The organism is Roseovarius sp. MBR-51 (genome assembly GCF_053628575.1).
The window spans coordinates 1-12,530 of the sequence record NZ_JBRJGQ010000004.1 but is presented as its reverse complement, the minus strand read 5'-3'; the positions used below and the strand labels follow the sequence as shown (position 1 = coordinate 12,530).

Annotated in this window: 5 protein-coding genes; 4 read left to right on the top strand and 1 reads right to left on the bottom strand. The window is 54.7% G+C overall.

Annotated features, from left to right (window positions below):
* Positions 1 to 3 precede the first annotated feature (3 nt).
* The 4 genes from ACSSVY_RS06525 to ACSSVY_RS06510 all read left to right on the top strand — a co-directional run bounded on the left by ACSSVY_RS06525 (position 4) and on the right by ACSSVY_RS06510 (position 11,893).
* Positions 4 to 417, top strand: a complete 414-nt coding sequence (locus tag ACSSVY_RS06525) for a thermonuclease family protein (protein ID WP_454268607.1) — start codon at positions 4 to 6, stop codon at positions 415 to 417.
* 814 nt (positions 418 to 1,231) lie between these two features.
* A complete protein-coding gene (locus tag ACSSVY_RS06520; protein ID WP_454268606.1) occupies positions 1,232 to 4,417 on the top strand; it encodes a hypothetical protein in 3,186 nt (1,061 codons plus the stop codon).
* Positions 4,414 to 10,341: a DEAD/DEAH box helicase gene (locus ACSSVY_RS06515; RefSeq protein WP_454268605.1), complete on the top strand. Its 5,928-nt coding sequence runs from the start codon at positions 4,414 to 4,416 to the stop codon at positions 10,339 to 10,341. Before ACSSVY_RS06520 ends, ACSSVY_RS06515 begins: the two co-directional genes overlap by 4 nt.
* A 169-nt stretch (positions 10,342 to 10,510) precedes the next feature.
* Positions 10,511 to 11,893 carry a peptidoglycan-binding domain-containing protein gene (locus tag ACSSVY_RS06510; protein WP_454268604.1) on the top strand — a complete coding sequence of 461 codons (1,383 nt, stop codon included), beginning with the start codon at positions 10,511 to 10,513 and terminating at the stop codon, positions 11,891 to 11,893.
* Between the two features lie 101 nt (positions 11,894 to 11,994).
* Here the strand turns inward: ACSSVY_RS06510 and ACSSVY_RS06505 are convergent.
* On the bottom strand, positions 11,995 to 12,530 hold a 536-nt coding region (locus ACSSVY_RS06505; RefSeq protein WP_454268603.1), incomplete at its 5' end, for a hypothetical protein.

Here is a 12,530-nt window from a genome sequence, read left to right as displayed (position 1 = left end):
TTAATGAGTAAGCTAGTGCTTGCGAGCATTATTCTGTCGGTGGCCGGTGCAGCCCTGTCTGCGTCGACTATCGAAGGACGTGTCACCAATGTGCGAGATGCGGACACGATTGTTATTGCGGGCACACCTATCCGTATCAATGGGCTGGATGGCGTGGAGAGCGGCGCGGCCGGATTCAAGGAGGCAAAACTTTTCGCTCAGCGCCTCGTGCAGGGCAAAATAATTACATGCATCCTTAATGGGCAGCAGACGTACGATCGCATGGTTGGCACTTGCTATGTCGATGGCGAGGACTATGCGGCGACCATTATTGCAAACGGGCATGGTCTTGACTGCCGACGGTATTCCAAGGGTCGATATGCTCACCTTGAAACGCCGAAGGCCAGACGAAATCAAGTCCGTGCGCCTTACTGCTGAACCTTTGACCTGCCACTGAGTGTTCATCTATTGACCCATTGACTGAACGGGTCAGTCTTTCGCTGCACGACACGGGCCACTGATCTGGGAACGTGTGCAATAGGTCTCGTAGCGTTATGGCGGCATGGTCATGAACTCTGCATATTTGGCTTGCGAGCTATGCCAGGAATTGTGTGAATAGGGCTGGGAAGACGGCGTATCCTGGCGGGTCGCCTGCTTTGTTGGGAACGAATCGCAGGCGGGCACGATTGCGGCCCTTGAACAGAATATTGGCTGTATTCCCCAGACCCTGCGCGAATGGGTCTAGCAGATTTTTTGAAAACCCCTTTGACTTGACAGTTAGCGCACGTGGCGCCGCTTGCGTAACGGAGCACGATCTTAGAAGCGACGGTACGGAAGGGCTGCGTCCAAAGACTAGCCTCGTCATGGATCGGCGCCGTTGCTGGCAACGAATATGCTCGCGCAAAAATGCTGTCTAAAGCAGAACTGGCGTCGATCCATATCAGGCACGAAAATTAATGAAAGTGGCACCCCATTGACTTGGAGAAGCCTTTGATGTGCCATCTTTACGTTCATAGATTAAATCGCTTAGGTTGTTTTTGAAGGAACGGAACGCGATGCAAGTACTTAAAAAAAATCAAAAATCTCGTTATTTCCTCTCCAGAAAGCCACGCTGCACGCTTACGTATAACGAGATATAAATTCCATGGGTTGCCGCACTACTGATTTTCTCCTCAGCCAATCTCTGAGGTCGCATAATTCTCCACCGTTTATTGGCCTTGCTCCACTAAAATCAAAGTTTCGGGATGGTGCTGTGGAAAAGACTCAGGCCTTCCTTGGTGGTTCCCCGTCTCGGTTGCCGAACCTCTTTCAGAGTTTCCCCTATGTTGCCGCATGGTGCGTAACGCAGGCGCTCAGCGATTCCTACGGCGAAACCGATCACGGCATATACCGACACATCGAAGACGTGCTCGGCATTTCACTTGAAACGCAGCAAAGCCGACGCATGCTTTTCGAAGGCTTCTGCCATGTGTGTGACAAGCTTGGACTTCCATCGCGTGGCTTCGACAGGATGGTAGATGTCTACCTCCTTCATGCAGGTGTCCCTGTTTCGCATTTGCCAACTATCATTGAAGCGTTTTTGCGCCAGGAAGCCGCTTTCGGCCCAACTCCAATCGAATCGACAGTGCTGCTCAATAGGTGGGAGGATGACTCTTTAGAATTTGTACATCCCTCAATCATCACTCCGCGCCGTGCCATTCTTTGGGATGAGACCGCTTGGCATGCCACCCTTTTTGCCCGAGTAAGGGAGGCAACAACTTCATTTCAGCCAGTTATTCAATTCGAGGAGCGCTTTGCGGAGGTTTTGGCTCAAAGACTAAACGGACGCAGGAGTGGCACGTCACAGGCAGCACAGGGTCTGATGCCCGTACCGAAGCCAAGGCTTACGTGGCGCGATGGCGCACTTTCCCTTCGGCTAGCGCGCACCGAAGGTCGCATACAGTTTTGGCAGGACCACGAAACGCGACCTCTTCGCCTTCGGGGCGGCGACGATTGGATGTTGCCCCAACCATGGCCAAAGCACATGCGGTGGCAAATTGGGACGCAAAGTGGCGAACTCACATTCTTGGTTGCATCGACGGGCTTTGCGATATTCGATCGGACTACGGGATATTTAGTAAGAGACAGTGAGGGCGCTCGCCGCGAAATTGAGGTTGACGCCTCAGACGCCGTGATTTTGTCCCGCAGCTCGTTTTCCATTCATGGTGAACCTGCACTTGAAGCCGGCGCACACGGTTTCATCGGGTTTGCAAAACTTGGTTGCGTGCCGGTCAAGCTGACAACACAAGATGGTGAAACAATCCTCCGGGCCCGCCCGCGCCGACGTCTTACGCTGCGAGACGGCATTGTGGTGGGCGGCCCGCGAGGCCCACTGTACGCGTCGTCGGCGCTTTTGAATGTCGAAACAGGTCTGGATCGAACTGAAAAAAGATACTTACGCCTCATAGTTGGAACAAGAACCGCCGATGTCGAAATCGAGACTGTAAACGGTTTTGGTGAGACCTGCTTGGCCGACCTTCTAAAATATCTGCCTGAAATTTGTGAGGCCGATCCGCTGCGGATTCGTGTCGAACTCTTGGCACCAGTGGACGGTGCCTCACCTCTTCGCAGCGCTGGCATATCGTTGGAAGCATGGGTGTGGCCAGGCTTTCGTGCGAGCAACGGCCTTATCTTTCATAGCGAACGACCTCCAGTGAATTTAATGGAAGAGCAGTCACGCCATGCCGGACGTGACGATAGTGGTCAGCTATGTCTGGATCCGGCGGGTGGCTACATCTCCGCTCGGGCCGTGTTCGAGATCGAGAGTAAATTCATTCCCTTCGATTTTCCATGGCCTGACGTGACGGTCGTACGGCAACGGAGTGACGGAACGCCAATTGGCCTCCCCACTGGGACGCGGCTCAGTGTCGGCGAAGAGAACCGGTTTGACACGATAACGATCCGTTGTCCGGATGCGGATGCTTCGCTGATCGTTCGAGGCAGGCAGGAAAGGCGGCCTTTTGCTCACGGCCTGACTCGGAACCTAGCGCTACGGGATCTTCTGATGCCTGCGAGCGATGACAAAGTACTACTTCGACGAAAAAGCGGTGCCGAAGTCCTGTTGTTTGAGCTCGTCCCTTCCTTGGCGCCGGTCGCGGTTCAATTTCTGCCGGCAAGCTCGGCTTTTCGCCTGCATCTCAGGCTTAGCCAACCGATCGACGCGATTGCCTTGGACATTGCGGACGAGCGCGGCGCGGTTGAAATGGTCGAGGTGGGACTTGGGCGTCGCCCCGTTGGGGGCCGACAACCATCTTGGCTTGCGGCCAGCCTCATCAATAACGACCCGAAGCAAATTGAAATTTCAATCAGCCTTAATGATTTCGTCGATGGCGTCAGCTTGGCGCGGCTCCTCGTCAGACCCGACGCTCAGTCAGATGAAAATAGCGCATGGAGGCCTTTGCGAAACTCCAGAGGCGACGCGTTCGCCCTCGCCCTACAGAATCCCGAGACCGAAACATCAGTTTCTTTGGAAAGGATCCAGAGGCGCTTCGAGGTGCTCAGTCAATGGCTGGCTGACTGTTTTGCCCCAGAGTGCTGGTCTCAAATCGAGCGGGTGTTAGTGCCGCGCTGGCAAACCGTTGGCAGGGCATTGAGTGCACTCCCCTTTGGCCGGACTTCGCTGATGATTGCAGCAGCAGTTCCGCCACCTGAACATACAGCAGCATCATGGGTTCCCATTGCCCATCCCATACAGCTGGTGCCTGACCTCTACGGGGGACCTGTCGAGACTTTTGCTGCACTGGCCGCATCCAGCGATCCGGGGGTTGTCGAAATGTCAGCGCTGTTCACGCTGACCACGGCCCGCCTTCGCGACCTTTCTCACCTTCATCCAACAGTTTTTTTAGCATTCCGAAACCGCATCGCTGCGATGCAGAACGGACAGCCGCTTGCTGGGTTTGAGCCCAAGCGGTTCTTTAAGAACATCCCACTCGTTGATGGCGATCCTTCGGCAGGGTGGTTCTGGCGAGGGACTACTCTTCTTGGTCCGGATCATTGGCGCGCGGCCTTTCTGCGTTTCACGGAACGCTTGGAGACGGCAGGATTGTTCACGACCGACGAGGCTGACGACGGCCCGAACAGCCGTCGGCAAGAAGCCCTACAGAGACTGATCCACGCGGCTTGGACGATTGCGCCCCCGGACTTACGCCCTCCAGCCCCACTCCGGACTTCTGATGCGGAAGAACAGTCGCCTATCGACGTTTGGACCGCCTCTACACTTTCCGCATACGCCAAAGCAAACCGGACTGGCGAATTACCAGAATTCCTTTCTGCGCTTCGTCAGCAACTCAAATGGTCGGAAGCAGACGTTCTCACATCGCTCGCGTTTCTGCTTCGACTTGCCCCCGAACTTTTCGCCTATTTTCTCCTTATGTGGCAAATCGCCAAGGACCGCCCATGACAGCCGAACTCGACCCACTTCGCTTCAAGACAGAACTTGGCAGCACCCTCGCGCGGTACATCACAACCGCCGCAGCGATATCATCATCAAGAGCACCACGTCTCGCGCGCGCGGTCGCGGACGCCTGCGGCCAAGCTGATCTTGTCAGGGGCCCGTTTGTTGAGAGTCTGCCCGATTTCGAAAAGGGAGGCTCGATAGCAGAGCACGTGGCAGCGGGACCCCTGCATAAAGGGTGGCAGGCTCTCGAGCATAGCAGCGAGGGACAGAATCTCTACAACAGGCCTCTTCATCTTCATCAAGCCGCAGCGATAGGGCGCGACGAAAATTACCTAGTGGCTACAGGCACAGGCTCGGGCAAGACTGAGTCCTTCCTTTTTCCAATGATCGATGACCTTTTGCGTCGTGGCGACCTTGATCGCCCCGGAGTACGGACAATTCTTGTCTATCCATTGAATGCCTTGGCCAATGATCAGATGCACCGGATTGCACGGCTCTTGTTCCGAGACCTCGGAGATCCCGGCATTACTCTTGGTCGATTCACCGGTCAGGTGCGATCAAATTCGACGCGCGCTGATGAAGAGACAAGGATCACTGCAACTCCGACGTTTCAAGCTGATTTTCCAGATGCCCGTCATGCTCCCAAAAATTGGTATCTTTCGCGCGGCGAAATGCTTGATCGGCCTCCGCACATCCTTGTGACCAATTACGCCATGCTCGAACACATCCTTTTGTTGCCACGTAATAGGATGTTGCTCAAAGACGCCGACATTCGCTGGCTGGTTTTAGATGAGATACACACTTACACAGGTGCTCAAGCAATTGAGGTCGCTTTCCTTCTGCGTAAACTTAAGGCGCGACTGGGCATTCCAAAGAGCCAGGTCAGATGTGTTGGCACTTCTGCGAGCCTTGATCCTTCTCGACGAGAAGAATTAGCGCGTTTTGCAGAAGACCTCTTTGGCGAACCATTCCCAAGCGGCGATGGTGCGGTGATCACGTCTGAACGCAGATTGCACCCCGCACTGACCGAAGGTGATACTGAAAGGAACCTGCCAGTCTCAGAGTGGGTTGCAGCAGGGGCTGTCTTGGCGCGGGTTCGCGAAGAAGGATCCTTAAGCCCCGACAATGCATCTTACGCCGTTGCCGATTGGAACGCAGCGATGCGTAGCTCCGGTCTTTCGGCATTCGTGCTCGATGACACCGAATCCTTTGGTGATGCATTGGCAGTAAAACTAGCGCGACGGGAAGAAGTCCGTGCGGTTGCCGAGGCCCTGATCGGGCGCGCTCTTCCGTTTGAGGACCTTGCCGCACGAGTATTTCCGTCTGCAGCGGCAGAAGAGGCACGGACGGCGCTTACCGCGCTGATCTCTCTCGGCGTTTTGGCGAAACCGTCTATGGCTGGTGCCTTTCCGCTACTGCCTGCTCGATATCATCTTGCTGCGTCCGGTGTCGAAGGCGTTGCGTTGCGCCTATCTGCGCAGGACGGTGAGCATTGGTCGCAGTTTCGCCTCTCCCGAACCGGGACACACATCGACAATGCACCGGCGTATCCCCTACTGGTTTGCCGCAACTGCGGGGAGCCATATATTGAGGCATGGGATGACGGTTCCACCCTTCACCCGCGATCTGACATCAGCCCGAACTCACGACGGCGAGTACTTAGGCTCACTGCAGCAGGCGCAGTGGCGGGTGAGTTGGACGACGACGTTGATGACGCGATCGATGCCGAGGCACCTTTTGATTTTAACCCTGAAAACGGAATGCTGGAAGATGGTCCTGGTGACGGCATCCTTTCGCTAGAGCCAGCGATCATGCGTGAGGATCGCGAAGAGCGACGCGCTTACGTGCGAAAGTGCATCTCCTGTGGCCAAACGGGGGGACGCTTCGCGGAGCCAGTTACATCTATCCATCCAGGGGATGACGCACTCGCCGCTGTGACTGCGCAGGCGCTGATCGAGGCGCTGCCTCCTGCCCCAGGTCATGCACCAGACGTTCCCATGAAGGGCCGTAACCTTCTTGTCTTTGCCGATAGTCGACAGGATGCTGCATTTTTCGCCCCGTTCTTCGAACGAACAGCACGAGATCAAGCAATTCGCTCTGCCGTGGTGAAGGCTCTTGAGCGCGAAGCCAATGAACCTTTGGATTTGCAAAGCCTCTGCGATGGAGTCTGGCGTGGACTTCGTCGCGAAGGCTTTCGCCTCTATGATCGAAGAAACCCCGAGGCGATGAGCACAACTGCAGCGAAAGACAGACTGACTGCTCTCATCGCAGCTGAAGTCTGCGGGGGCGCATTGCGGGTTTCACTCGAGTCCTTAGGTTTGGCAACTGTAGTCTACGAGGGTGCCCCAGCAATCTCTCGACGTGTCGCCGAGCTTCTCCCTGCGGGACGGCAGTCCTTGGCTCCGGCGCTGGTGAGATTCCTGCTGGACCTGATACGACATTCCCGCGCTATCAATAACCTCGAGGTGATCGACCTCACAGATGAGTCGATTTGGGGTGAAGGTCAGTCAAGCGCAGACATCTCCTGGTCGCTTACAAGGACCAATGCAAGCAGACGCCTTCGGACGATGCTTCCCGAAGCGGGACGTCCTAATCGTCCTCTCTGGCTGATGGTGGATCAGCTTGGCCTAAGCGATGCGATAGCGCGAGACATTCTCTCGGCCTTTTGGGACGAGGCAACGCGTCCACGTCATCGCCTTCTGGTTCCAGGTGGCTTTGGCTACGTGTTGAACCTAGCCGCCCTGCGCTTCACTCCAGCGCCTGAAGGTCATTTGTGGCGCTGCCAAAGCTGTGGAGGAATGAGTCAGATCGACCTTGACGGGGCTTGTGCATCATGGCGATGCACCGGACGCACCATAATGATGCCCGCGATCGATCGTGCAGAGATGCGGCGACGGAACCACTATCTTGTGCGTTACACAGGGACTGCCCTTAGTGGCGTCGCGCGCGAGCATACCGCTGCCATAGGTTCTGCGGAACGCGCCGAGATCGAAGAGCGCTTCCGCCAGGGCGAAGTAAACCTTCTCAGCTGCACCACCACGATGGAAATGGGCGTTGACCTTGGGGATCTGGAAGCGGTGTTCTGTCGCAACGTGCCGCCTGGAATTGCCAACTACCAGCAGCGGGCCGGGCGGGCGGGAAGACGTGCTCAAGCCGCGCCGATTGCTTTGATGATGGCTCGCTCAAGCCGATACGACCAAGCCCAGTTTCACGGCCTTCGTAGCTATCTTGAGGCAATGCCCCCTGCCCCCTACCTTACTCTCGATAATCCAAGTTTTTTCCGACGCCACCAAGTCTCTTGCCTCCTTGCAGGCTGGCTGGACCACAAGCTCGTGGGACGGGAGAAGACAGGAGCCCCGCGTCTACGAGATGTCCTTGGCGACAGGCTCACTGCCCCCGATGAGGAAATCCTGAAGTCAGATCTGGCGAACTGGGCAGCTTCTCCAGAAGGGGAAACAGCTAAGTTGATCGCCGAAGAGATGGTCGAAGCGCTACCGGGTCGCTTGGCCTATGTCGGTTTGAAAGGTCCAGCGCTCAGCGGACATTTCAGAACAGAAGTCACACGCTGGATATCGTCTGCCGCTGAAAGGTGGCGTGAAATGCAGGCCGCCTACGAAGCTGCCAAGGAGGCTCTTGATGGACCGGAAGCTTCAGAACGGGACCGAAAGCGCGCGACGGGGCGCATGCAAGGAAGCCTCGGCGATATGCAGCGTTTCCTTGACCGCTTCTTGGTAGAAACGCTTTCCCGTGCGGCCGTCATACCCACCTATAGTTTTCCCGTGCACGCGATCCATCTCGAGATTGTCACCGATCGCAGCGGCCGCGGGGACGATGAACGTGCACTCCAGCTTGACCGCGACGCGAGCCTCGCTATCGCAGAGTATGCTCCGGGTGCAGAGGTGGTGGCCGGCGGACGCATTTGGACGAGCTCTGGAATTGCACGCCGTGCGATTCACGGTGGAGGCGATGCGTGGATGGAGCGCGGGTTCCATCGCGTCTGCTCGTCTTGCCAGCACGTCGAAATCCACCATGACAGAAACGATTTCGGAGACGTTTGTCCGCAGTGTGGCGCACGTGCGAGCGGTCAGCGCAGAGCGTTTGTCGAACCAGTGGGTTTTCTCACCTCGTATGAAGACCGGGTTGGGCGCGATCCGGGTGCAAGCCGCCTTAGGGTGAAACCGGTGGATGAGGCACGGTTGCTGACTCGCCCGAGACCGGAAGACTTCGAACAGTCCGACCTTTCCAGCGTAACCAGTTTCTTCGCTCCAGCTATTACGCGGGACGGTAAATTGGCTGGACAAATGTTGATCCTAAACCGCGGCCCCCAAGGCGCGGGCTATCTATGGTGTCCGATCTGCGAACATGCAAGACCGGCTCCAATCGATGCAATTGGGGGTGCGGAGATTCGTGCCATTCACAACAATCCGCGTACAGGCGATCGCTGCCGCGTTGAGACGTTGAAATGGCCTGTGGACCTCGCGCATATCTTCGAAACAGACTTGCGTGGGATCCGCATTGCACAACCGATGCCACTCTTTTCCGATCTGATTGAATCTGAACGACGGGCCGCACACGACGGATTTGTTCGCACTCTTGCTGAATCCCTTCGACTTGCCGCTGCAGATCTTCTGGACACTGACCCGCGTGACCTGCGCGCGACCACTGAAATGCCCGGTGGCAGCCCTATGGTGATTTTGTCGGATGCAGTGCCCGGCGGAGCAGGGTATTGTCGACGGCTATTTGACGAACCGCGGTTTTCGGCCCGGGCACTCATCGGCAGAGCAGTTGCTGTGCTGGATTGTCCGCGAGGTGATGCTTGCGAAAGCAGTTGTTCGCGTTGCCTCAATGACTATTCGAACCAAGCACAGTGGGATAAGTTTAATCGGCACCCAGTGCTGGCTTGGCTACATACTCTCTTGGCAAGCTATTCGCCACGCCCGGCTCATGCGCCCGACGGGTCTGTGCCAGTGGCACAAACAGCGGCAGCAACGTTAGGGGTAAGGCTTGAGGGCGCTTCTTTGGTCGCTGTCGCCGCACAAAAACTTTGGGGAGCCACGGATCGTGGCGAAGCGCTCATCAGCGCTATTGCGCTGCGGAACTGGCTTGATGAGGGACCCGAAAGGCATGTTGTGTTCTTCATTCCCGAAGACTCGATCGCTTCGGGTTCAGCGACAGGACTTGACCGCCAGCTTGCACTGCGGCTGGTCGAATACGAGAAAAGCGGCCGTATTCGTTTTGCTACACTTCAAGCTGATCGGATTAACAGCGCTCCGCGACTGTCTCTCCTGGTGAATGGTCAAGTTCGTGCTTTCCATGCTGGCGCAGATGTGCTGCCTGCTTTGGCCGGAGCGCTAGCTGGCGTAAGCCATCAAAGTTCTGGCTGCGCAGCAGATAGTTGGCTTTCGGCTGTGCAGGGGGACGCACGACCTTTGCCGGGTCCTTTGGCGGCACTCACAGAACAATTGCGTGCGTTCCGGTTTCGTCCTGGGAGTCATCGCAAGCTCCAGCCTTTGTTTCAGTCGGTGGCCGGACGTCGCGTTGATCTGCATATCGAGGATCCTTGGTGTGGAGCGCGCACGCAGAACCGAGCCCGATTGGCGGAGTTTCTGCATGCTGTGTCCACGTCAGGCGTTCAAATCGAAGGGCTTACGGTTGTCTGGAATCCGGAGAACCAAGAGGGAGAATCTGCTTCCGCTCAGGCATCAGCCATGAGCATAGAAATTAAGCGAGTCGGCTTGGTGGCAACGCCAAGATTTGAACCACGTTCAGGGCGCGCTCTACACTTCCACGACCGTGTCATAACTGCCAAATCTGTAGACGAGGGCCCCGCATTAAAGGTGCGATGGGATATAACAGCGGGCATCGACAACTTGATGTCAAAGTCAAAGGAATGCAGTGTTTTTGTTGAAATCTTGAATCGTCATTAGGCAGAGGTGAGGACTCTACCGCTTTGTCCCAGATACCTTCCTGCGACCACCTGTTGAAGCAGATGCACAGCCTCGTTTAGCACCGCTTAAAATAGACACCAAGCTTCACACGGCTAATTGTTATGGTACGCTTGAGCAAAATGAAATTCACATAATAGAGTCATAGAATATGGGTCATGAGCCTCACGCAGTCAAAACGTCTCATAACAAGAGGATATTTTTAAATGCTCCGCTAATTTTAGGCGCTTTTGTTACCGCGGGCCTTGTTCCTGTGACAGCGTTCGCAGAGACGGTCAGTTTTTCATGCGGCGGTATAAAGTTTAAACTCGAGACAGAACAATCCACAATTGAAAATAATTTCACATCAATTGAGTCTGTGACGTGGCACTACGATGGAGAATGGATCCGTTGGTTGGTAGCGCGAAATGGCGAGGCATTCGGCGTAAATACAATGAATGGATACTTCATAAAATCCGGCAAAGCGACTGATGCTGGATGCACAATGCATGATCCTTCGATAGTCGCTAAATTGCCAATTTCTGAGGGTGCCGCGCTCAGACAAGCGTTTGTTTCAATGTCGGAGTTGGATCGAAAGCAACTCCAACAAAACTTGAAGGATTTCGAATACTATGAATCTACTGTGGACGGATTATGGGGACGCGGAACAGAAGCGGCAATTATGCTATTTTTTAATGAAAGGCGTCAAAGCGAGTTTAGAGCGACCGATATCAAGACGGAACTTGGAGCACTGAATGTCCTTCTGCATCTTAGCGGTATGATCCATGAAGGCGATGAATGTGAAGAGTGTGAAAGCGAACCAGAATCTCATGAGATGAAACAAGAGATTGCCATCAAGCCAGAGGCTGAGCCGAGAAAGTCAGGTGAGGAAGTTCGTAAAAAAGTTGCAAACTCGAGTGGTAATAAGGCCGTCGATCAGGGAAAGTTGACGGATTACGGAGATTTTTTGATTAAAGCTAACTTCGCCGAAAGGTTTTTCGATGGCTACCTAACACCAACGGGACAGCAAACGTCCTTTCATTACGACAAAATTGCTCGTGAACTTGGCGTCACCGATATTATTTACTCAATCGCAACTGGTTATGTCATAGCGTTAGCGAAGCTTAGAACCGAATTTCCCAGCTGGAAGGTGGACGATCTTTTCATCGAATTGGACAATATAAGTAGTTCGCAGGCCTTTGGTGATCTTGCCGTGGCAAGGCGTGCTCCAGGAAGCTATGATGAGTTAATTGAAACTGATTTGGAGATGATTGTTGCTACGTCCAACGTGGCGCCTGAACAATTGGATTCAAAATACCGATCAGTTACACGCGCAATACAGCAATGCCTAGATTCAATTAAGAAGGTCGCGCCGAGTCTTCGCCCTGTTGAACCCGGCTACGAATGTACCATCGCTGCAGTGATCTGCGAAAAGCCTGAGTTTATGAAGTTTGTAAATGATTGGGAGTTCGTAGAATTTACCTCAGATAAACAAGACGGTAAACGCTACACTAATGGTCTCGCTGGCGCAGAGAAGTTATGTGGTAAATGGTGACCTCTGCCTTGTTTTGATTTTATCCGTACCAACATTGCCTTCCGAACGCGTTGGCATGGCGATTTGTTTAGAGGGGGTGCTGCCGTTCAATATGATTTGCCCTAGTCATAGAAGCCGGTCTCTTGTGCCCTATGGATCTCGTGTTCTATCTTTATAGCGAGCTTGATGGCATCTTCGGTCGGTCGTCGCCAATCGGCCCGAATATCGAGCGCATCAAGGACGCCTTTCACGGCTCGTCCGAAGGCTGTGGAAGGTTCATCCGACCCTGGTCGCGTCCCGAATGTGAGTTTCGCGCCGTGATAGGCAAAAGCGAAGGCTACCATTGCTGCCGCATCACGTGCCTGCCAATTCACACCCCCTTTCTTGGTCCGCTTCTCGTGTCCGATGCTGGCTTCGATCAAGCCGATTCGAAACTTGTAACGTTCCGCGACGCCGGCAATGTGTGAAGGGTTGATGCTTGCGTCTTCCAGCTTCTTTTGGAGCCTCGTTAGGGTTGCTAGAACGCCTTTTATTACTTTGATTTTTTTCTTTTTTTCTGATGCTGTCAACGGCGGAGTAAAATTCGGCCATTGTGGCGGAGCAAAAGTCGGCCAGTTTGGGGCGAGCGCCTTGGAGCGTGCGGCCCTCATATAGCAAG

Excerpts from the sequence above, each read along its gene's own strand:
- ACSSVY_RS06525 (WP_454268607.1), top strand. The coding sequence starts at position 4 with ATGAGTAAGCTAGTGCTTGCGAGCATTATTCTGTCGGTGGCCGGTGCA.
- ACSSVY_RS06515 (WP_454268605.1), top strand. The coding sequence starts at position 4,414 with ATGACAGCCGAACTCGACCCACTTCGCTTCAAGACAGAACTTGGCAGC.
- ACSSVY_RS06510 (WP_454268604.1), top strand. The coding sequence starts at position 10,511 with ATGGGTCATGAGCCTCACGCAGTCAAAACGTCTCATAACAAGAGGATA.